This is a genomic window from Aminobacter carboxidus (genome assembly GCF_014863355.1).
Taxonomy (GTDB): Bacteria; Pseudomonadota; Alphaproteobacteria; order Rhizobiales; family Rhizobiaceae; genus Aminobacter; species Aminobacter carboxidus.
Window position 1 is genome coordinate 58,744 of record NZ_JACZEP010000018.1, and the last position, 20,124, is coordinate 78,867.

General features: G+C 63.5%; 23 protein-coding genes. 14 read left to right on the plus strand and 9 right to left on the minus strand.

Translation table 11 applies throughout. The annotated features are described in order from the left end of the window. Positions 1-13: 13 nt before the first annotated feature. From IHE39_RS28535 to phnF, 5 genes are all read right to left on the minus strand, one after another. On the minus strand, positions 14-1,099 hold the full coding sequence (locus IHE39_RS28535; protein WP_192568894.1) for an ABC transporter ATP-binding protein: 1,086 nt from the start codon (positions 1,097-1,099) through the stop codon (positions 14-16). Then, complete coding sequence (locus IHE39_RS28540; RefSeq protein WP_184769763.1) at positions 1,099-1,893, minus strand: ABC transporter permease; 795 nt, start codon at positions 1,891-1,893, stop codon at positions 1,099-1,101. Before IHE39_RS28540 ends, IHE39_RS28535 begins: the two co-directional genes overlap by 1 nt. Next, positions 1,893-2,879 (minus strand): ABC transporter permease, encoded by a 987-nt coding sequence (locus IHE39_RS28545; RefSeq protein WP_184769762.1) that lies wholly within the window; start codon positions 2,877-2,879, stop codon positions 1,893-1,895. Before IHE39_RS28545 ends, IHE39_RS28540 begins: the two co-directional genes overlap by 1 nt. A gap of 257 nt (positions 2,880-3,136) precedes the next feature. After that, positions 3,137-4,246: an extracellular solute-binding protein gene (locus IHE39_RS28550; RefSeq protein WP_184769761.1), complete on the minus strand. Its 1,110-nt coding sequence runs from the start codon at positions 4,244-4,246 to the stop codon at positions 3,137-3,139. A 630-nt stretch (positions 4,247-4,876) separates the two neighbouring features. Next, positions 4,877-5,623, minus strand: coding sequence for a phosphonate metabolism transcriptional regulator PhnF (phnF, locus tag IHE39_RS28555; RefSeq protein WP_192568895.1), 747 nt, complete (start codon positions 5,621-5,623; stop codon positions 4,877-4,879). 101 nt (positions 5,624-5,724) lie between these two features. Between phnF and phnG the strand changes: the two genes are divergently transcribed. From phnG to IHE39_RS28590, 7 genes are all read left to right on the plus strand, one after another. Further along, positions 5,725-6,195, plus strand: coding sequence for a phosphonate C-P lyase system protein PhnG (gene phnG / locus IHE39_RS28560; protein ID WP_184769759.1), 471 nt, complete (start codon positions 5,725-5,727; stop codon positions 6,193-6,195). Continuing rightward, positions 6,195-6,800, plus strand: coding sequence for a phosphonate C-P lyase system protein PhnH (gene phnH, locus IHE39_RS28565; RefSeq protein ID WP_434781350.1), 606 nt, complete (start codon positions 6,195-6,197; stop codon positions 6,798-6,800). The genes phnG and phnH overlap by 1 nt, the downstream gene beginning before the upstream one ends. A gap of 1 nt (position 6,801) precedes the next feature. Beyond that, positions 6,802-7,911 (plus strand): carbon-phosphorus lyase complex subunit, encoded by a 1,110-nt coding sequence (locus tag IHE39_RS28570; RefSeq protein WP_192568896.1) that lies wholly within the window; start codon positions 6,802-6,804, stop codon positions 7,909-7,911. Between the two features lie 258 nt (positions 7,912-8,169). Then, entirely contained in the window at positions 8,170-9,051 is an 882-nt protein-coding gene (locus IHE39_RS28575) for an alpha-D-ribose 1-methylphosphonate 5-phosphate C-P-lyase PhnJ (protein ID WP_192568897.1), read from the plus strand. Further along, positions 9,048-9,824 (plus strand): phosphonate C-P lyase system protein PhnK, encoded by a 777-nt coding sequence (gene phnK, locus IHE39_RS28580; protein ID WP_184769756.1) that lies wholly within the window; start codon positions 9,048-9,050, stop codon positions 9,822-9,824. The genes IHE39_RS28575 and phnK overlap by 4 nt, the downstream gene beginning before the upstream one ends. A 67-nt stretch (positions 9,825-9,891) precedes the next feature. Further along, positions 9,892-10,599, plus strand: a complete 708-nt coding sequence (gene phnL, locus IHE39_RS28585) for a phosphonate C-P lyase system protein PhnL (protein ID WP_184769755.1) — start codon at positions 9,892-9,894, stop codon at positions 10,597-10,599. Then, on the plus strand, positions 10,596-11,213 hold the full coding sequence (locus IHE39_RS28590) for a DapH/DapD/GlmU-related protein (protein WP_192568898.1): 618 nt from the start codon (positions 10,596-10,598) through the stop codon (positions 11,211-11,213). Before phnL ends, IHE39_RS28590 begins: the two co-directional genes overlap by 4 nt. On the opposite strand, the gene IHE39_RS30820 is transcribed toward IHE39_RS28590, so the two are convergent. From IHE39_RS30820 to IHE39_RS28605, 4 genes are all read right to left on the minus strand, one after another. Next, positions 11,210-11,563, minus strand: a complete 354-nt coding sequence (locus IHE39_RS30820; protein WP_434781351.1) for a sodium/glutamate symporter — start codon at positions 11,561-11,563, stop codon at positions 11,210-11,212. The genes IHE39_RS28590 and IHE39_RS30820 overlap by 4 nt on opposite strands. Next, positions 11,527-11,742, minus strand: a complete 216-nt coding sequence (locus IHE39_RS30825; protein WP_246485669.1) for a sodium/glutamate symporter — start codon at positions 11,740-11,742, stop codon at positions 11,527-11,529. The genes IHE39_RS30820 and IHE39_RS30825 overlap by 37 nt, the downstream gene beginning before the upstream one ends. A 138-nt stretch (positions 11,743-11,880) precedes the next feature. Beyond that, positions 11,881-12,903 (minus strand): Tim44 domain-containing protein, encoded by a 1,023-nt coding sequence (locus tag IHE39_RS28600; protein ID WP_192568899.1) that lies wholly within the window; start codon positions 12,901-12,903, stop codon positions 11,881-11,883. Positions 12,904-13,076: 173 nt separating this feature from the next. Beyond that, a complete protein-coding gene (locus tag IHE39_RS28605) occupies positions 13,077-13,421 on the minus strand; it encodes a GFA family protein (RefSeq protein ID WP_192568900.1) in 345 nt (114 codons plus the stop codon). Between the two features lie 281 nt (positions 13,422-13,702). On the opposite strand from IHE39_RS28605, the gene phnC reads away from it, so the two are divergent. The 7 genes from phnC to IHE39_RS28640 form a co-directional block, all read left to right on the plus strand. Then, positions 13,703-14,545: a phosphonate ABC transporter ATP-binding protein gene (gene phnC, locus IHE39_RS28610; protein WP_192568901.1), complete on the plus strand. Its 843-nt coding sequence runs from the start codon at positions 13,703-13,705 to the stop codon at positions 14,543-14,545. 91 nt (positions 14,546-14,636) lie between these two features. Then, positions 14,637-15,548, plus strand: a complete 912-nt coding sequence (phnD, locus tag IHE39_RS28615; protein WP_192568902.1) for a phosphonate ABC transporter substrate-binding protein — start codon at positions 14,637-14,639, stop codon at positions 15,546-15,548. Positions 15,549-15,624: 76 nt separating this feature from the next. Then, positions 15,625-16,578 (plus strand): phosphonate ABC transporter, permease protein PhnE, encoded by a 954-nt coding sequence (phnE, locus tag IHE39_RS28620; RefSeq protein ID WP_246470808.1) that lies wholly within the window; start codon positions 15,625-15,627, stop codon positions 16,576-16,578. A 4-nt stretch (positions 16,579-16,582) separates the two neighbouring features. Beyond that, positions 16,583-17,974, plus strand: a complete 1,392-nt coding sequence (gene phnE, locus IHE39_RS28625) for a phosphonate ABC transporter, permease protein PhnE (protein ID WP_192568903.1) — start codon at positions 16,583-16,585, stop codon at positions 17,972-17,974. A 99-nt stretch (positions 17,975-18,073) separates the two neighbouring features. Beyond that, the gene (locus tag IHE39_RS28630) at positions 18,074-18,781 is read left to right on the plus strand and encodes a DUF1045 domain-containing protein (protein ID WP_192568904.1); all 708 of its coding nucleotides are present in this window, start codon (positions 18,074-18,076) and stop codon (positions 18,779-18,781) included. A 1-nt stretch (position 18,782) separates the two neighbouring features. After that, entirely contained in the window at positions 18,783-19,919 is a 1,137-nt protein-coding gene (locus IHE39_RS28635) for an alpha-D-ribose 1-methylphosphonate 5-triphosphate diphosphatase (protein WP_192568905.1), read from the plus strand. A gap of 87 nt (positions 19,920-20,006) precedes the next feature. After that, a partial coding sequence (locus IHE39_RS28640) for a leucine zipper domain-containing protein (RefSeq protein WP_246485670.1) occupies positions 20,007-20,124 on the plus strand: 118 nt, incomplete at its 3' end.

Here is a 20,124-nt window from a genome sequence, read left to right on the forward strand (position 1 = left end):
GGCCGTTGTCTTCTCAGTTGTGCGCGTGGCGGTCGGGGATGACCGTCGTCGTCTCGGGCTTCCAGCCGACCCAGATTTCTTCGCCATTGAGCTGGGCAACGTCGGCGGGGTGGACCAGCGCATTGAGCATGGCGCCATCCGCAACCTCGACCGAAAGCGATGTGTGATTGCCCTTGAACACCCGCTGGCGGACCTTGCCCTTGATGCGGTTGCCGCTCGTCGGTTCCTCGGCCGAGCAGTGGATCGCCTCCGGGCGCAGTACGACATAAAGGTGATCGCCGGTCTTGGGCGCGAGCCCGCCCTGTGCCGCCTTGATGGTGATGCCGTTCCAGTTCAGCGCGGTCGTGTCGCCTTCGGTGCCGACAACGGTGCTGCGCAGAAGGTTGGTCTCGCCGATGAAATTGGCGACGAAGACCGAGCCGGGGCGACCATAAAGCGTGTTGGGGTCGCCCATCTGCTCGATCTTGCCCTTGTTCATGACAACGATCGTGTCGGACATGGTCAGTGCTTCTTCCTGATCGTGGGTCACGAACATGAAGGTCTTGCCGGTCTTTTCCTGGATCGACTTGAGTTCGATCTGCATCTGCTGGCGCAGCTTGGCGTCGAGCGCCGACAGCGGCTCGTCGAGCAGCAGCACTTCCGGATCCGGTGCCAGGGCACGCATCAGCGCCACGCGCTGGCGCTGGCCACCGGACAGCTCCGCCGGCAGCCGCTTGGCGTAATCCTGCAGTTGGACCAGTTCGAGCAGCTCGTTCACCCGGCGGTGAATATGCTGGTTGTCGAGCCCCTTCAGCTCGAGGCCGAAAGCGATGTTCTTGGCAACGCTCATATGCGGAAACAGCGCGTAGTCCTGGAACACGATGTTGACGTTGCGCTTGTTGGGCGGAACACGCGTCACATCCTTGCCGCCGAGCAGGATGTGCCCGGAGTTCGGCGTCTCGAAACCGCCGAGCATGCGCAGCGAGGTCGACTTGCCGCAGCCGGAGGGTCCGAGCAGGGTGACGAACTTGCCCGCCTCGATGCTGAGGTTCAGGTTTTCGACGGCAACATGCTTGCCGTAGCTCTTGGTGACGTTGTCGAACTGGACGACGGGTTGCATCAGCGGGTCCTCGCGCGGCGGGTCAGGTATTCGGCGTAAAGTCCGACGGCGGCGGTAACCACCAGGACGAGTGTCGCCATTGCGTTGATTTCGGGAGACATGCCGCCCTGCACCTTGGCGAAGATCAGCATGGGAAGGGTCGGGCGATAGCCGCCCAGGAAGAAGGTGCGGACGAAGTCGTCGATCGACAACAGCACGCAGAAGATCATGCCGCCGACCAGTGCTGGCCCGAGATAGGGCAGTGTGATGCGGAAGAAGGCAACGACACTGTCGGCACCGAGGTCACGCGCGGCATCGACGAGATTGCCAGGCATCGAGCGCAGCCGGGTCAGCGCCATCACCACCACAAAGGGCACGGCGTGCACGGTGTGGCCGAGGATGATGGCGGCGGTTCCCGTCGGCATGTCGATTGTCGAGATGAAGATGCGCAGCGAGATCGCCGAGATCATGCCGGGCACGACCGCCGGAAGGCAGGCGAGCGCGAAGATGATGACCTGGCCCTTGATGCCTTCGGCGACGATCAGCATGGCAATCCATGTGCCGAGCGTCGTTGCGGCCAAGGTCGAGGCGGCGGCGATCATCACCGAATACAGGCAGGCCTCCAGAAACTGCTTGTCCGCCATTACCTTGGCGTACCAGTCCAGGGTCCAGTCGCCGATCGGAAAGGCGACGAAATTGGCGTCCTTGAAGCTCATCGCCATCATCAGCGTCAGCGGCAGAAGCAGGTAGAGCAGGAAGGCCCAGTAGAACGCGGTCAGCGTGGTGCGCGGCGCGTCGGAAATCATGTTGCGCATCAGAATGCACTCCTTTTTTTGCCGCCGACGAGGCGCATGAAGATGCCAGCCGTGATCAGGGCGGTGACCAGCATGATCAGTGCGAAGGCGGCACCGACGGGCCACTTATCGCTGGCGCCGTGGAAGAAGCCGCTGATCGTTTCGGGAAACAGCACGGTGGTCGGGCCACCGAGCAACATCGGCGTGGCAAAGACACCGATGCAGGTCAGGAACACCAGCGAACAGCCAGACACGATGCCGTCCTTGGAAAGCGGCAGGATGATCCTGCGGAAGCGTGTGAACGGACCGGCGCCAAGGTCGGCGGCAGCATCCAGATACTGGGACGGAATCTTCTCGATCGCCGAATAGAGCGGCAAAAGCATGTACAGGCAGATCAGGTAGACCAGGCCGAAGCCGAGCGAGAACGAGGTGTAGAGCATCGGGATCGGCCGATCGATCAGCCCGATCTCGCGCAGCAGCACGTTGACCGCACCGCGATTGGCGAGAAGCATGATCACCGAGAAGGTGCGGATCAGCTCACCCGCCCAGAACGGCACCAGCAGAAGCAGCAGCGCCTTGGAGCGGCCTTCCGGCTTGACGATCTTGGCGACGTAATAGGCGACTGGATAGACGACGACGAGGGTGACCGCTGTCGCTGCCGTTGCGAAGATGAAGCTCTTGATCAACGGCGTGAAATAGAGCGATTCCCTGAAGAAGATCGCGTAGTTGTCGAAGGTGAAACGCGACTCCACGCCCGGCTGGACCGGGTAGTGGGACAAAAGGCTGATCTTCAGCATCTGATAGATCGGCCCGACATGCAGCATGATCAGCCAGATCAGCGGCACGCCGGCCAGAAGGATGATCCGGCCGATGCGCGACTCCACCGCGGCCCCCAGCGTGTGCTGGTAAAGCGCGGAATTGACCACCTTGGCGATGCCGGTCGAATACCTGGGCACGGACGCGTCGCGCCCTGCCCCGTAGCCGGCTGTCGTGTTGCTACTCACCATCAAACAATCTCGGTTGGCGCAGCCCGACCGGTGCCGCGGGCACTGCCGGCAGGTCAGTCATAGCGCGTTGTGGGATTACAGCGCCGCGCGTCCTCCACGACGCGCTAAGGACGCTGTAACTCTCTGAACCGGTGCATGAGCCTATCCGAAAATCGAGCCCGATTTCCGGGATCATGCACATGACAGGCCGGCTGCCTGTCCCGGAGATCGTCGCAGCGCTCCGGGACAGGCGATAGGCCATGCGAGGCTTTGCCTCGTCAGGCCGCTTTGACCTCTGCGGTCGCGCGGTCGATCATCTCGTTCTTCATGTCGCGATTGACCGACGAGAAGAACACGATGCGCTCAAGCTCTTCCTGCGGCAGCGTCGAGGCGAGCTTTTCGCGGTCGTTGAGCAGGTCGGCGACGCCGTTGATCGTCGAGCTGTAGCCCGACTGGCGGGTCATCGCAGCACCCACTTCCGGGCTTGCCAGCACGGCATCGAGCAGCTTGTAGGCGTTCTCGGCGTTGGGCGCGTTGTTGACGACGTTGAGCGTATAGCAGAAGCCGAACGTGCCTTCCTTCGGCACCGACAGCTGGATCGGGTGACCGTCCATGATCAGCTTGGCGGCCGGACCCGACCACGAATGGCCGAGATAGATGTCCTCGTTGATGAACATCTGCTGCACTTCCGAGCCGGCGTCATAGTACTTGCGCACCATGTCCTTGTGCTTGATCAGGAAGTCGCGCGCTTCGTTGGTCGCCTTCTGCGCCACGTCGGCCTTGTCGACATAGCTGACGAAGTCGCCGTCATGGCCGAGATACTGCATGACGATGGTCATGAAATCGCTGACGATGTAGGAGGTCTGGCCCTTGTACTGCGGGTCGAACATGATCTCCCAGCTCGGCGCATCCTTGACGTAGTCGACGTTGCGGGCGAGGCCCTCATAGCCGGCGAGAATCGGCAGGCCCCAGAGATTGTTGTCGACGCGCGCCCAGGGCGCATCCTGGTAAGCGGTGTTGAGGTTCTTCCAGTTCGAGATCTTGCCGGTGTCGAGCGGCTGCAGCAGCTTCGAGGCGATGAACTGCGTGTAACGGTGGCCGGCAACAGTGACGATGTCGGTTGAAGGATTGGCGCCTTCGGCAGTCAGCAGATTGTACTGCTTGCCCTGGTCATCGGTCAGCCGGATGTTGACCTGAATGCCGGTGTCTTTCTGGAACTTGTCGAGGAATTCCTGCGGCAGGAACTTGTCATAGGTGGTGATGTTGAGCACGCCGTTGGCGGCCCAGCCGGGGGTCGGGCGGATCACGGCAGGCATGGCAAGAGCAGCGGCGCCACCACCAAGCATCTTCAGCGCGGTACGGCGGTTCGGTACCAGAATATTGTTCATTATGTTCCCCATTTGGATAATATCGATCACGCGCACGGCTTTTACCGCGCAATAAAACCCGCCCTCACGCAGCCGAATGGACTGCGCGACCGACAAGCCGGCGAAGAGGTATTCTCAGTGGTATTTTATAGACTACTAATGAACTGGCGCAAAGTCCTCCACCAAGCCAGTTCTGGATTCCGACATTCCGTCCGTAAATTCCACTAAACTGGAATTTTTCTCTAAACCGGACAAATGTCAAGCATTGTTAGAAAGAATCTTGTTTGCCCACCAACATCTGTCGGCGGCAGCACACACTGCCCGGCGTGCGCAATCCCGCAGCCGAACGAGTGGCGACCAATCGGATCCGATCTTCGCGGATCCGCGATACGCGGTATGGCAGCTACATCTTGGCCCAAGGGCTAGGCCACAGCGGCGCAGCTCTTCTGCTCCTCAGCCGAAACGCTGACTTCGACTCAGTCACCGGCAAAGCATGGACTGAAGAAACAAGGTTGAGGCGGCGTGGAGGAGCGTCAATCCCTCACAGGTCCGGGAACCGTCCTGGTTAAACTTGCTCACGCCTGCCACGAACATGATACATGTATGCGCCGGCTTCAACCGGGAACCTGTCCGTTCAACCTGCCGCTGTCGCTACGCCTCGGTCGAGACGCTGAGTTCGACCCTGTCGGCGACAAAGCGGGTTTCGGCGTACTGGACCGGCACGCCGGCGGGGTCGACATTGATCGCCCTTGCGACAAGCACGATGGCGCCTGCCGACAGCTTGAGATCGGCCAGATCGGCGGTGTCGGCATGGCGTGCCGACACCAGCGTCGACTTGCGGAAATAGTCGCTGATTCCAAAATACTGGAAACCGAGCGTGATCGATCCGGTTTCGGCGTAGACCTGGGCGAAGCCGGGAAAGCGTTCCGCGTTAAACCAGCTCGTTGCCCGCGATACCGGCCGGCCATCGGCCTCGCTCAACGTTTCCAGCCGGATCACCGGCGCCTCCGGCGCAAGGCCCAAGGCCTCGGCGACGCGAACGCTCGCGGGCTCGAGCGCATCGGCCAGCAGGATGCTGCGACGCTCGCGGGTCTGCTCGCGCAGACCAGTCGAAAAGCGCGTCCGCGCCGAAATCGGATAAGACAGCTTCTGGCGGCTCTCGACGAAGGTGCCGCGCCCCTGCTCGGCCCGCAATACGCCTTCCTGGACAAGCGCTGCTATGGCACTGCGCAGCGTATGGCGGTTGACGCCGAAGCGTTCCGACAGCGCAATTTCAGTCGGCAGACGGCCATCGGCACCCAACGTGCCGGCGCCGATCGCCTGACGTATCTGGTCGGCGATCTGGCGCCACAGCGCCACCCCGCTCTTGCGCGTCACCGCTGGCTCTCGTTCGTTCAATCCATTGCTCCTGTCATGCGCCCGTCACGGAGCCTGTCTACAAGCCCATTGTATGTTGTTCGTTTGTATAGAACAATAGACAAATAACGAACGGAGCGGCGATGAAGATGGACCGACGGCAGGAAAGAGAGATGGAGGCACAGCGCAAGGTCGCGATGGCGGCACTGGCCATGGCTCCCGGCGACGAGTTGAAGCGGCTTTGCGCGGCAGCTGGCGTCATCGACGAGGCCGAATTGCTGCGCGGTCCCGAAACCGGGCTGGTGTCGGTACGCGGCCGCATCGGCGGTGGCGGCGCGCCGTTCAACTTCGGCGAGGCGACGGTGACCCGCGCCACGGTGCGCTTGCCCAGCGGCGAGATCGGCCATGCCTATGCGCTTGGCCGCGACAAGCAAAAGGCCCGCCTTTCGGCCATCGCCGACGCACTCTGGCAGAATCCGGAGCGGCGCGCCGACATCGAAGACAAGATCATCGCACCGCTGCGCGCCGCGCAAGCCCAAGCCGATGCGACCAGCCGCGCCGAGACGGCGGCGACCAAGGTCGACTTCTTCACCATGGTGCGCGGAGAGGACTGATGGACCAGATGGACGTGATCGACGGCGGCTTTTCCGCCCCAGTTTTCAACGCCCAGACGGTTTTCCGCGCCGTCATGGACGCGATGGCGCGGCCGGGCACGGTTCAGCAGTTGGCCGAACTGGCACAGCCGCCCGCACCGCTCGCAGCAACTGCGGGTGCCGTGGCGCTGACCTTGTGCGACCATGACACCCCGCTCTGGCTCGATGCCGGCCTCCAGGTTTCGGCGGCAAAATCCTGGCTCGCCTTCCACACCGGCGCGCCATCGGCGGCCACGCCGGCCGACGCTCATTTCGCGCTCGTCGCCAATCCGGCCAACCTGATCTCGCTCGAAAACTTCGCCCAGGGCACGCAGGAATACCCCGACCGCTCGACGACGCTGATCCTGCAGGTCGAGAGCCTGACGCAAGGCACATCGCTTCGCCTCGAAGGCCCCGGCATCGAGACATCGGCAACCATCGCGCCGACATCCTTGCCGCGCCATTTCGTCGAGCAGTGGAAGCAGAACGGCGCCCGCTTCCCGCGCGGCGTCGACCTGATCCTGGCAGCCCCCGACGGCGTCGCCTGCCTGCCCCGCACAACCCGCATCAAGACGACGGAGGCCTGACATGTATGTGGCAGTCAAAGGTGGCGAAGCCGCCATCGCCAACGCCCATCGCCTGCTCGCCGACCGCCGCCGTGGCGACCGCTCCGTGCCGGCGCTGCGCGTCGACCAGATCGTCGAGCAGCTGGCGCTCGGCATCGACCGTGTCATGGCTGAAGGCTCGCTCTATGACCGCGAACTCGCCGCCCTTGCGGTGGTGCAGTCGCGTGGCGACCTGATCGAGGCGATCTTCCTCGTCCGCGCCTACCGCACCACCTTGCCGCGCTTCGGCTACACCAGGCCGATCGACACTGCCGCCATGCAGGTCGAGCGTCGTGTTTCGGCGACCTACAAGGACCTGCCCGGCGGCCAGCTGCTCGGTCCGACCTTCGACTACACCCACCGTCTGCTCGACCCGCAACTGGCGGGCGATCCCGAAGTCGTCGAGCCGGAACAGCGCGAGGCCGACGGACAGCGCATGACACGCGTGTCGGAAATCCTTGCCCATGAAGGCCTGATCGAGGCCGACGGCGAGTTGCCGGAGGATCACCTCACCGGCGACATCACGCGCGAGCCCTTGGAGTTCCCGCTGGCCCGCGACAGCCGCCTGCAGGCACTGTCGCGCGGCGACGAAGGTTTTCTTCTGGCGCTCGGCTATTCGACCCAGCGCGGCTATGGCCGCAGCCATCCCTTCGTCGGCGAGGTCCGGATCGGCGAGGTCGAACTCGAGCTCGATGTGCCGGAACTGCCCTTCCCCATCACGCTCGGCCGCATCCGCGTCACCGAGTGCCAGATGGTCAACCAGTTCAAGGGTTCGGCCAAGGCGCCGCCGCAGTTCACCCGCGGCTATGGCCTGGTCTTCGGCCAGTCCGAACGCAAGGCGATGGCGATGTCATTGTGCGACCGCGCACTTCGCGCCGGCGAACTCGGCGAGGACGTCACCGCCCCCGCGCAGGACGAGGAGTTCGTCATCTCGCACTCCGACAACGTTCAGGCCACCGGCTTCGTCGAGCACCTGAAGCTGCCGCACTATGTCGACTTCCAGGCCGAACTCGACCTCGTGCGCCGCATGCGCTCAGAGCATGAGAAGCGCAACCAGACCAACGAGACAGAACGGCGGGAGGCGGCGGAATGATGCCAACCGCAATCTGTTCAGTCACCCGAATGGCCATGGCTCGAATGTCCAACGCTCGACGTATCCGAAGGGCTGCTGTCCATGGACACGTCGTTTTCCCGGCCGCGCCGCGCGGGCTTGCGCCAAGTGAAAAAAGCCACGGCAACCGCTGCCAACGCGACCAGCACCAAGACACGAATCCACCCCGAAGAATCCATGCGGCTCCCCCTCGTTGCGATGGTCAACGCCAAGAGTTAGCGCAAATCGGATCTGCCTGCCATGTCTGAAATCGCAACCTACAACTTCGCCTACCTCGACGAGCAGACCAAGCGGATGATCCGCCGGGCGATCCTCAAGGGCATCGCCATTCCCGGCTACCAGGTGCCGTTCGCCTCGCGCGAAATGCCGATGCCTTACGGTTGGGGCACTGGCGGCGTGCAGGTCACTGCCGCGATTATCGGCCCCGATGACGTGCTCAAGGTCATCGACCAGGGTGCTGACGACACCACCAACGCTGTCTCGATCCGCGCCTTCTTCCGCAAGGTCGCCGACGTCGCCGTCACCACCGAAACGGCCAAGGCGACGATCATCCAGACCCGTCACCGCATCCCCGAACATCCGCTGACGGCGGGCCAGACGCTGGTCTACCAGGTGCCGATCCCCGAGCCGCTGCGCTTCCTTGAACCGCGCGAGACCGAAACGCGGAAGATGCACGCGCTTGAGGAGTACGGGCTGATGCATGTGAAACTCTATGAGGATATCGCCCGCCACGGCCGCATCGCCACGACCTATGCCTATCCGGTCAAGGTCGAGGGCCGTTACGTGATGGACCCTTCGCCGACGCCGAAATTCGACAATCCCAAGATGCACATGTCGCCCGCGCTCCAGCTGTTCGGCGCCGGCCGCGAGAAGCGCATCTATGCCGTGCCGCCCTTCACCAGAGTGGTGAGCCTCGATTTCGAGGACCATCCTTTCGAGATCCAGACCTTCGACCAGCCCTGCGCGCTGTGTGGCGCCGAGCAGGTCTATCTCGACGAGGTCATCCTCGATGACAAGGGCGGACACATGTTCGTCTGTTCCGACACCGACCATTGCGAGAAGCGCCAGGCCTGCGGCCATCGCGGTCATCTCGCGCCTGCAGCGCTGGAGCCAGCCCAATGACCGACGAACCGCTTCTGCGCGTCACAGCGCTGTCCAAATATTACGGCTCGCGCATCGGCTGCGAGGACATTTCCTTCGATCTCTGGCCGGGCGAAGTGCTGGCCGTGGTCGGTGAATCAGGCTCGGGCAAGACGACGCTGCTCAACTGCCTGGCAACCCGTCTGCTGCCGACCTCAGGCACCGCCAGCTACCGCATGCGCGACAACCAGTGGCGTGACCTCTACCGGATGAGCGAAGCCGAGCGCCGCTTCCTGATGCGCACCGACTGGGGTTTCGTTCACCAGAACCCGGCCGACGGCCTGCGCATGACTGTGTCGGCCGGCGCCAATGTCGGCGAGCGGCTGATGGCCATCGGCGACCGCCACTACGGCAACATCCGCTCGACGGCGGTCGACTGGCTCGGCCGCGTCGAGATCGACGAGGAGCGCATCGACGACGAACCCCGCGCGTTCTCCGGTGGCATGCGCCAGCGCCTGCAGATCGCCCGCAACCTCGTCACCGGCCCGCGGCTGGTGTTCATGGACGAACCGACCGGCGGCCTCGACGTCTCGGTGCAGGCGCGCCTGCTCGACCTGTTGCGCGGGCTGGTCACCGACCTCGGCCTCGCGGCCATCGTCGTCACCCACGACCTTGCCGTGGCGCGGCTGCTGTCGCAGCGCATGATGGTGATGAAGGACGGCCATGTCGTCGAGGCTGGCCTGACAGACCGGGTGCTCGACGATCCGCGCGCGCCCTACACCCAGCTCCTCGTCTCCTCGATTCTCCAGGTCTGAGCATGATCCCGAAAAGTGTTTCCCGGTTTTCGGACAAGATCATGTTCACAAGGAAAGGGCTGTAACCATGGCAACGCCACTCATCGTCTCCGAGGTCGCCAAGGCCTTCACCATGCACCTGCGCGGCGGCATCCGCCTGCCGGTGGTCGCCAACGTCTCGTTCTCGATCCGGGCGGGCGAGTGCGCCGTGCTCGGCGGCCCTTCGGGCGCCGGCAAGAGCTCGATCCTGAAGATGGTCTACGGCAATTACGGCGTCGACCAGGGCCAGATCATCGTCGATCACCACGGCCAGCTTGTCGATCTCGCCACCGCCAACCCGCGCACGGTGCTGGCGGTGCGCCGCGACACCATCGGCTATGTCAGCCAGTTCCTGCGCACCGTGCCGCGCGTCTCGGCGCTCGACGTCGTCGCCGAGCCGCTGGTCGCCCGCGGCATCAACCGAGACGAGGCGCATGCCCGCGCCTCGGAGCTGCTCGGCCGGCTCAACCTGCCGGAGCGGCTGTGGAGCCTGCCGCCCGCCACCTTCTCCGGCGGCGAACAGCAGCGCGTCAACATCGCCAGAGGCTTCATCACCGATCACCCGGTGCTTTTGCTCGACGAGCCGACGGCCTCGCTCGACGCCACCAACCGTGAGGTGGTCATCTCGCTGATCGAGGAAAAGAAGCAAAAGGGCACAGCTCTGCTCGGCATCTTCCACGATGCCGATGTGCGCGAGGCGGTTGCCGATCGCATCGTCGATGTCACCACCTTCGCCGCCGGAAAGGTCGCCGCATGAGCCGCAAGCTTTCCGAGCAGCCTTGGGTTCACCCGACTGCCGAAGTGACGCAGTCGACGCTCGGCCGCTGGACCGAGGTCGCCGACCGCACCCGCATCAGCGAGAGCAGCCTGGGCGATTATTCCTATGTCATGCAGGATTGCAGCCTGTGGTGCACGATGGTCGGCAAGTTCTCCAACATCGCGGCAAGCGTACGCAGCAACGCCACCAACCACCCGACCTGGCGGCCAACGCTGCACCACTTCACCTATCGCGCATCGGACTATTGGGACGATGCCACGCACGAGACCGAGTTCTTCGAATGGCGCCGTTCCAAGGCTGTGACCATCGGCCATGACACCTGGCTCGGCCACGGCTCGACAGTGCTGCCCGGCGTCACCATCGGCGACGGTGCCGCCGTCGGCTCGGGCGCGGTCGTCACCAAGGACGTCGCACCCTACACCATCGTTGCCGGCGTACCGGCCAAGCCGCTGCGCGAGCGCTTCGACCGCAAGACGGCCGAGCGCTTCCAGGCCCTCGCCTGGTGGGACTGGGACCACGCCAGGCTGCGAGTTGCGCTCGACGACTTCCGCAAGCTGTCGGCGGAGGAATTCCTGGAGAAGCACAGCGGCTAGTGCCCGAAAAACGTTGGCGAGGGTCCATAGTGCCTGGTCACCGCCGTCATGTTGGCGACCGCGGTCGGCGTCGCGCCCAGCGACAAGCCGACAAAGCCGGCACTGAGGACCGCCGACTGGTAGTCCCGGCCAAGCAGCGGGAACAGCACGATCCAGACATAGGCGATGACAACGACCACCAGCAGCGGCCCGGCCATGCCAGACAGGGTCCACAGCTGCATGCTCATCAGCGATATGGCGAGGAACACCGACAGCGAATATTCCGAGATCAGCGTCATCGCCGGCGTTCGCGCCGACCATGTCAGCAGGCCGGTCAGGCCATGGAAGATCCCGATGGCTCCGGCAGCCAGAACCCACCGGTGACCGGTTCGGGAATGTTGTAGTTGCGCAGGAAAGCGATGCGGCGGTTCAGGATCACGCCGACGAAATAAACGACGATTCCGAGCGTCAGCGTCAGGAAGTCCGGCGAGACGAGAGTATGTCGGCCATGGCCATCCTGGCATCGCGTGGAAACACTTCCAACGCGCAACCTTGCCTAGAATGGATTCGAGAGCAATCGGAATTGCAGTGGCGCGCCAACGGCGCCTTGCGACTACCGCAAGGATCAAAACGCCCGCAGCCTCCCCCTGCAAGGGACAACTGCGGGCGCTAAGATCAGTGAGTCGGCTCAGGCTTCCTGGATCGCCGACAGCTGCCAGGCGCCGCCGTTCTGGCGCACGAAGGTCCAGAGCTCGGTCGTCTCGGTCGGCTCCTTGTCGTCGCCGTCCACCACTTCGCCCGTCGTGCGGTTGCGGGTCACGTCGATCGACGAATAGTTCATCGCCGCCGTGGCATAGTCGCGGTCGCCTTCGTTCCAGCTTTCGGCGATGTCGGCCTGCAAGAGCTGGACGTCGGTCACGTCGTTGCGCACGCCGTTCTGGGCGTTGTCGGCCAGTTCTTCCGAGAGATACGACACCATCTCCGGCGTCACCAGGCGGCGCAGCGCCTTGTGATCCTCGCGGCCAAACGCCTCCTGCACCTCGGTCAGCATGCGCTGGAAGGTTTCGAGGTCTTCGCCGGACACGGTGATGTCCTTGCTCACCAGCTGCTGCGGCACTGTTTCAGTGCGGCTGCCGCCGATGCTCGGGATGCTGAACGAGCGGCTACCACCATTGGCCTTGCCGGTTTCAGCAGGTGCCGCATCGCGATAGTTGAAGTTGCCGCCGCCGGCACCCGCTCCAGCCATCGCCGGACCGGAATTTTGCACCTGGCGCGAGCGGAAGAAGCGCAGGGCGAGCCAGATGGCGCCGCCGATCAGCAGTATCTGCATCAGCATGCCGAACATGCCGGCGAGACCGCCAAAACCCTGGCCCATCATCATGCCGAGCAAACCGCCCATCAGCAGGCCGCCGATCATTGCGCCGCCGAAGCCGCCCATGAAGCCGGGACGCTGCTGGGCGGCAGCGCCCGGACGCGCGGCATTGGTGGCCGGGTTGGTCGCCTGGCCAGTGTTCGGCGTCATCGAGCGTTCGACTGGCGCTGCTGGCTGCGGCGCGGTGCGGGTCGGCGGTGCCGACTGGAAGGTGCGTGCTCCCCTGCTGCCGAAGCTGCCGCCGCGACGCGCATCGGCCTGGTCGACGGCGACCATGGAGAATGCAAGGAACAACCCTGCGACCAGTGTGGCAAAGCGGGTCGTTCTGGACATCGTCATCGGCAGTTCCCTCGTAGAGCGGTAATGTCGACCCTCATATAATGACTAACAACTGTAGTGTCAGGGTTTGAACGTCAAGTTTTGGCAGATTCTTGCAGAATTCCGCCAAAACACTGAATCAACACGATTTTAGTCGCAGATCAGGCCGTCATTTTCGGCTCCGCTCGAAGCGGTCAGCGGCTGCGGCCGTCGAACGGGATGCGCTTGAGCGTCGCAAGATCGATGTCTTCGATGCAGCGCACGTTGATCGCCGCCGTCTTCTCGCCGCTCGGGCTGACGCCCATGCCGAATGGCGCACAGCCGCAGTTCAAGCAGAACATGTGGTCGACGACGTGCTTGTTGAATTTGTAGGTGGCAAGACGCTCGGTCGGCGTCGTCACGGTCAGCTTGTCGCGCGGCACGAACCACAACAGGTAGCCCTTGCGGCTGCAATGGGAGCAGTTGCATTCGATCGCACTCGCTGGCTCGCCCTCGACCTCGAACGTGACGTTGCCGCAGTGGCAGCTACCCTTGGCCATAACCTTCTCCCCCCTCGCATTTGAATTGTGAGCCAGACTTAGCGCCCACCCCGGACCTGACAATCGCCTCCGGAAACGGCCACAACTACAGCTCGCCGCTACGCCCAATGAGCTCCCGGATTCACAAAACAGCGGTTTTTGGCCGCAAAAGCCGCATTTTTCTCCATCCGGCCTGTGCATCGTAACAAAACTGACATGGTCCCGACATTGCAGCTTCACGTCCCGGGTCTAGGCCGGTCGCAGACAAGGGCGAAAAAGCCCGCCGGGACAGGGAAGCCAAGATGCTCGAAATCCGCAACGTGACGCGCCGCTTTGGCAAGAATGTCGCCGTCAGTGGCGTCAACCTCCAGATTCAGCCGGGCCAGATGGTCGGCATCATCGGCCGCTCCGGCGCCGGCAAGTCGACCCTGCTCAAGACCATCAACCGCCTGATCGACCCGAGCCAGGGCTCGATCGTCTTCGAGGGCACCGAAGTGTCGTCGCTGCGCGGTCCCGCACTGCGCCGCTGGCAGCGCGACTGCGCCATGATCTTCCAGCAGTTCAACCTGGTGCCGCGCCTCGACGTGCTGACCAACGTCCTGCTCGGTCGCCTCAACCACCGTTCGACCGCGCTCAATCTGCTTTCGATCTTCTCGCGTGAGGAGCGCATCCGGGCGATCGCAGCCCTCGAGCGCCTCGATATCGCCCGCACCGCCCTGCAGCCGGCCGGAACCCTGTCGGGTGGCCAGCAGCAGCGCGTCGCCATTGCGCGTGCCCTGATGCAGGAGCCGAAGCTGATCCTCGCCGACGAGCCGATCGCCTCGCTCGACCCGCTCAACGCCAAGGTGGTGATGGACGCGCTGCGCGACATCAACCTGCGCGACGGCATCACCGTCATAACCAACCTGCACACGCTCGACACCGCCCGCACTTACTGCAACCGCATCATCGGCATGCAGGGCGGCGCGGTGGTGTTCGACGGCGCGCCCGAAGACCTCACCATCGAGGCCGTGCGCCTCGTCTACGGTGCCGACGCCGACGGCTCTGAAATTTCTGAAGCCATCACCTCGACCAGCATCCGCCCGGTCAAGGTCAGGGCTCCCGTATCCGCCGCACCTCTGGAACCGGCCTACGCCCCGGTCTGAGCCTGCTCGCGTTCGTCTCGCCCGCGTCAAGGGCCCGCAATCATCAACTGCAATGACCCGGCAAGGTGCCGGGCCGAACTGGAGAACTGTGATGTTCAAGAAAGCACTCCTGGGTGCCGCTTCGCTCGCCGTGCTGGCGATCGGTTCGGCCAATGCCGCCGACCTCAAGGAATTCCGCATCGGCCTGATCGGCGGCGAAAACGAAGCCGACCGCCTGCGCAACTTCCAGTGCCTCGTCGACCAGCTGCCCAAGGCCATCGGCGTCGAGAAGGTGTCGCTGTTCCCGGCCGCCGACTATGACGGCACCATCCAGGGCCTGCTCGGCGGCACGCTCGACTACGCCGAGCTCGGCGCTTCGGGCTACGCCAAGATCTACCTTCAGAACAAGGACGCGGTCGAGCCGATCCTGACCACCGTCCAGACCGACGGCGCCACCGGCTACTACACCATCATGGTCGCCAAGAAGGATTCGGGCATCACCAAGCTCGAGGACCTCAAGGGCAAGAAACTAGGCTACGCCGATGCAGACTCGACCTCGGGCTACCTGATCCCCGTCACCGCGCTGCCAAAGGATCTCGGCGGCGTCGCCGTGAAGGATTACTTCGCCGAGACAGGCTTCGGCGGCGGTCATGAAAACCTCGTCCTTGAAGTGCTCAAGGGCACCTTCGACGCCGGCACGACCTTCGGTTCGGGCGTCGGCGAATTCAACGATGGCTATACGTCCGGCAATCTCCGCAAGATGGTCGACAAGGGCATCCTCGACATGGACGACCTAGTCGAAGTCTGGAAGTCGCCGCTGATCCCGAACGGACCGATCGTCGTGCGCACCTCGCTCGACGCCGACATCAAGAGCAAGTTCAAGGACTACATGGTCAAGCTGCCGGAGACCGATCCGGCTTGCTTCGCGGCCATCCAGGGCGGCGACTTCAAGGGCTTCACCGAAGTCACCCCTGAATTCTACCAGCCTGTGATCGACGCCCGCAAGGCGCAGATCGGCAGCTAAGCCTCGAAAGCAACACGGACGCGCCGCGCAGCAACCGCGGCGCGTCCCTTTTTATCCGGCATCGGACGGAAACCTCATGACAATGCCCCTCTCGGAAGCCGGCCTCGCGGTCGAGCAGCACTGGCGCGAACTCGCCAGCCGCCGCCGCCTCTATACGGCTGGCGGTCTGTTCTTCCTCTTCATCGCGCTGTCCGGATCGCTCTGGTTCGCCAATGACAGCAATGCCGGCAAGTTTTTCGATCGGCTGCCGCATTTCTTCGACTTCGTCGACCAGATGATCCCGCGCGACGTCTTCGATATCTGGCGCGCCATGTTCGACCTGCCCTCGCCCTATGCCGACGGCAGCCTGAAATTCGACTATCCCGAAGGTCGGATGTATCTGTTCGGATCGTTCTACCTGCCCGAATACGTCTACAAGATGCTGGAGACGATCAATATCGCGCTCGTTTCGACGCTGATCGGTTTCGCCTTCGGCTTCCTGCTCTGTTTCCTGGCGGCATCCAACCTCGTCACCCAGCGCTGGCTGCGCTTTTTCGTCCGCCGCTTCCTCGAAATCCTGCGCGCCTTCCCCGAGATCGTCATCGCCGGTTTCTTCCTCGCCGTGCTCTCCATGGGCGCCATCCCGGCGATCATCGCGGTGTCGCTGCACACCATCGGCGCGCTCGGAAAGATGTTCTTCGAGGTCGTCGAGAACGCCGACATGAAGGCCGACGAAGGCCTGCGCGCTGTCGGCGGCAACTGGCCCGAGCGTGTCTGGTTTGGCATCGTGCCGCAAGTCATGCCGAACTTCCTGAGCTACGCGCTGCTGCGCCTCGAGATCAATGTCCGCGCCTCGACCATCATCGGCGCTGTCGGCGGTGGCGGTATCGGCGAGGTGCTCCGCCTGTCGATCAGCCGCAACCACGAAGCCAAGACCATCGCCATCATCATCCTCCTGTTTTGCACCATCGTCGCGGTCGACCAGTTCTCTGCCTGGCTGCGCAAGAGACTGGTCGGCGAACAGGCCTTCGCCTTCGGCCGCGGGGACTAAGTTCATGACCACCCTTTCCCTTACCCAGATGCAGGCGATCTCCGAGCGCCATCCCGACGTTTTCGCCGGCTCCTGGCGCAAGACCCTGACTGGCTGGGCCGTCGGTCTGGGCCTTGTCGCCTATCTCGCCTTCGCCTGGTGGTTCTTCGCTGTCGGTGCCGTGCTTGCCGGCGGTAACTGGGGCATCGCCGGCACCTATCTCGCCGACTGGGTCTCCTATGAGGTGCGGCCGCAGATCGACTTCAAGGACGACCGCCTCGACATCAGCTACCCCCGGTTCTCGGCCTACCGTGCCGACCGGCATCCACAATGGCTGAAATTCGAGCCGCCGTCGGCAACCGCTTCCGCCGCTTCCGCCAACAAGGCGTCGGCCAGCCGCGTGACCGTCGAGATCGACGGCAGCGACCGCATCGAGGTCACCCCGACCGGCGTCGTCGTGACAAACGGCGGCGAGACGCTCGATATCGCCATCGTCCCGGCAAAAAGCATCACTGTTGCAGGCGAACTGCCGACCTGGGCGACCCAGAAAAAGCCGGGCGAAAAGATCACCGTCGACTTCGGTTTTGCCGGCAGCGCCCAGATCGACGCCGATGACGTCAACGTCCGTCATCGCTTCTTTGGCTGGGAAAACTTCTTCTTCGACGGTCATTCGCCCTATTGGGGCAAGTCGACCGGTGAGATCTTGGCGCTGGTGTTCTCGGGTGAACGTATCGACCCCAAGATGTCGAACGCCGCCCTTGCTTGGGACAACATCGTCAACAACTCCGAATGGCAGCATGGCGATGTCTGGATCAAGATGCTGCAGACCATCGTCATGGCATTCGTCGGCACGCTGTTTGCCAGCCTGCTCGCCTTCCCGCTGGCCTTCCTGGCTGCCCGCAACATCACCCAGAACCGCCTGGTCAACCAGGTCGCCAAGCGCTTCTTCGACTTCCTGCGTTCGGTCGACATGCTGATCTGGGCGCTGTTTTTCACCCGCGCCTTCGGCCCCGGTCCGATCGCCGGTATCTCGGCGATCTTCTTCACCGACACCGGCACCTTCGGCAAGCTCTACTCCGAGGCGCTGGAAAACATCGACGACAAGCAGCGCGAAGGCATGCGTTCGGTCGGCGCCTCGCCTGTTTCAGTCCAGCGCTACGGCGTCGTGCCGCAGGTGCTGCCGGTGCTGATCAGCCAGTCGCTCTATTTCTGGGAATCGAACACGCGTTCGGCGACCATCATCGGCGCTGTCGGCGCCGGCGGCATCGGCCTCAAGCTGTGGGAAGCGATGCGGACAAACTCCGACTGGGAAAACGTCGCCTATATGGTGCTGCTGATCCTGGTCGTGGTGTTCATCTTCGACAACATCTCGACCACATTGCGCCAACGCCTGATCGGCAACAAGGCCAGCCACTGAACATCGGTGGCCGGCCATTGCAAATCATCAGAAGTCGGCCACTACTTCGTCAAACTGTCACGCAAATCATCTATCGCACGGCCTTCCGGGAATCCTTCCATGCGCTACGCCATCTATTTCACGCCAGAGCAGGACGATCCGCTGTGCCGCATCGCGGCCGGCTGGCTCGGGCGTGACGCGTTTGGCGGCGTTGTCTCCCCGGCAAAAGCGTTCGGCGAACTGTCGGCCGCGGAAGTGGCGTTCCACACGGCGGCAGCCCGCCGATATGGCTTTCACGCCACCCTCAAGGCGCCCTTCCGTCTTGCCGACGGCATGACCGAGCCTGCCCTGATCGATGCGATCGACGCCTTTGCGGACAGCGCCGTGCCGTTCGACATACCGCGGCTGAAACTCGCCCAGATCGATGGCTTCTTCGCGCTGGTTCCCGCCGAGCAACTGCCTGAACTCGACCGCTTCGCCGGCGATGTGGTCACCGCGTTCGAACCGTTCCGCGCACCTTTGAGCGATGCCGAGATGGCCCGCCGCAACCCCGATGCGCTGTCGCCGCGGGAATGCCGCAACCTCAGCCAATGGGGTTATCCCTACGTCTTCGATACATTCCGTTTCCACATGACCCTGACCGGCCGCATCGCCGCCGAGGAAGCCGCGCGCGTCCGCGCTGCCATCGAGGAATGCCTGGGCGATACGCTCGACAAACCGGTGCCGTTGGATGGCCTGGCATTGTTCGTCGAGCCATCTCCGGGTGCGCCGTTCGAAGTGCTGACCTATCGCGCACTGGGCAAGCAAGCTGAAAGAAAGACCGCCTGAGATGACCGACCTTGTCTTGAAGAATGCCCGTATCGTCCTTGCCGACGAGGTGATCGACGGTTCGATCGTCGTGCGCGACGGCAAGATATCAGAGATTTCGACCGGACCCAGCGCCATCGGCGAGGACATGGGCGGCGACTTCGTCATTCCCGGCCTCGTCGAGCTCCACACCGATCATCTCGAGGGTCACTACGCGCCGCGCCCGCGCGTGCGCTGGAACCCGATCGCCGCCGTGCTTGCCCATGACGCGCAGGTCGCGTCGGCCGGCATCACCACCGTGTTCGATGCGTTGCGCGTCGGCATCGACGAGGATGCCGACATGACCTCAGCCGACATGCGCCTGCTCGCCGACGCGATCGAAGACAGCGTGCGAGCCGACCGCGTCCGTGCCGATCACTTCATCCATCTGCGCTGCGAGGTTTCCGCCAACGACTGCCAGGACAGCTTTGCCGTCTTCGACGGCGACGACAGGGTCAAGCTGGCGTCGCTGATGGACCACGCGCCGGGCCAGCGCCAGTTCGTCGACCTCGAGACCTATGCCTATTATTACCAGCGCAAGCTCAAGCTGAACGACGTCGAGTTCCAGGCCTTCTGCGACAAGCGCATGGGCGATTCCGCCCGCAACTCCGGGCCGAACCGCGATGTCATCTCGGCTGCCTGCCACGCGCGTGGCATCGTTTTGGCGAGCCATGACGACGCCACCACGGCCCATGTCGACGAGGCGATAGCCCAAGGCATCCGCGTCGCCGAATTCCCGACCACGCTCGAAGCCGCCAATGCTTCGAAGGGTGCTGGCCTCGGTGTCCTGATGGGCGCGCCCAATGTCATGCGCGGCGCCTCGCATTCGGGCAACGTCTCGGCCCGTGCCCTTGCCGAACATGGCCTGCTCGATATCCTGTCGTCCGATTACATCCCCTTCAGCCTGATCCAGTCGGCCTTCTTCCTCGGCGAAGTCGTCGACGGCATCTCGCTGCCGCAGGCAATGGCGATGGTGTCGAAGAACCCGGCCGATGCCGTCGGCCTCACCGACCGCGGCGTCATCGAGGCCGGGCGTCGTGGCGATCTGGTGCGGGTGCGGGTCGACGAGCATGTACCGGTCGTGCGCACCGTCTGGCGTGAAGGCCGTCGGGTCGCCTAAGTGTCGAAGCTATGAAGGTTGTTCATTCGAGGAGGGACTGAGAAGCTGGGGTTGCGAAGCCAACCAACCTTCAGTGGAGCTCCTCGAATGAACGTCCATAAGAATGCGCGTCTGACGCCTTCAGGTCGAGTGCTTTTGGTGCAACGGATTGAACAGGGCTGGAGCGTGCGGTGTGCTGCCGGTTCGGCCGGGGTTTCGGAACGGA

Bases quoted from the DNA above. Each gene is read 5' to 3' on its own strand.
- IHE39_RS28535 (WP_192568894.1), bottom strand. From the start codon at position 1,099: ATGCAACCCGTCGTCCAGTTCGACAACGTCACCAAGAGCTACGGCAAG.
- IHE39_RS28540 (WP_184769763.1), bottom strand. From the start codon at position 1,893: ATGCGCAACATGATTTCCGACGCGCCGCGCACCACGCTGACCGCGTTC.
- IHE39_RS28545 (WP_184769762.1), bottom strand. From the start codon at position 2,879: ATGGTGAGTAGCAACACGACAGCCGGCTACGGGGCAGGGCGCGACGCG.
- IHE39_RS28550 (WP_184769761.1), bottom strand. From the start codon at position 4,246: ATGAACAATATTCTGGTACCGAACCGCCGTACCGCGCTGAAGATGCTT.
- phnG (WP_184769759.1), top strand. From the start codon at position 5,725: ATGAAGATGGACCGACGGCAGGAAAGAGAGATGGAGGCACAGCGCAAG.
- phnH (WP_434781350.1), top strand. From the start codon at position 6,195: ATGGACCAGATGGACGTGATCGACGGCGGCTTTTCCGCCCCAGTTTTC.
- IHE39_RS28570 (WP_192568896.1), top strand. From the start codon at position 6,802: ATGTATGTGGCAGTCAAAGGTGGCGAAGCCGCCATCGCCAACGCCCAT.
- IHE39_RS28575 (WP_192568897.1), top strand. From the start codon at position 8,170: ATGTCTGAAATCGCAACCTACAACTTCGCCTACCTCGACGAGCAGACC.
- phnK (WP_184769756.1), top strand. From the start codon at position 9,048: ATGACCGACGAACCGCTTCTGCGCGTCACAGCGCTGTCCAAATATTAC.
- phnL (WP_184769755.1), top strand. From the start codon at position 9,892: ATGGCAACGCCACTCATCGTCTCCGAGGTCGCCAAGGCCTTCACCATG.
- IHE39_RS28590 (WP_192568898.1), top strand. From the start codon at position 10,596: ATGAGCCGCAAGCTTTCCGAGCAGCCTTGGGTTCACCCGACTGCCGAA.
- IHE39_RS28600 (WP_192568899.1), bottom strand. From the start codon at position 12,903: ATGACGATGTCCAGAACGACCCGCTTTGCCACACTGGTCGCAGGGTTG.
- IHE39_RS28605 (WP_192568900.1), bottom strand. From the start codon at position 13,421: ATGGCCAAGGGTAGCTGCCACTGCGGCAACGTCACGTTCGAGGTCGAG.
- phnC (WP_192568901.1), top strand. From the start codon at position 13,703: ATGCTCGAAATCCGCAACGTGACGCGCCGCTTTGGCAAGAATGTCGCC.
- phnD (WP_192568902.1), top strand. From the start codon at position 14,637: ATGTTCAAGAAAGCACTCCTGGGTGCCGCTTCGCTCGCCGTGCTGGCG.
- phnE (WP_246470808.1), top strand. From the start codon at position 15,625: ATGACAATGCCCCTCTCGGAAGCCGGCCTCGCGGTCGAGCAGCACTGG.
- phnE (WP_192568903.1), top strand. From the start codon at position 16,583: ATGACCACCCTTTCCCTTACCCAGATGCAGGCGATCTCCGAGCGCCAT.
- IHE39_RS28630 (WP_192568904.1), top strand. From the start codon at position 18,074: ATGCGCTACGCCATCTATTTCACGCCAGAGCAGGACGATCCGCTGTGC.
- IHE39_RS28635 (WP_192568905.1), top strand. From the start codon at position 18,783: ATGACCGACCTTGTCTTGAAGAATGCCCGTATCGTCCTTGCCGACGAG.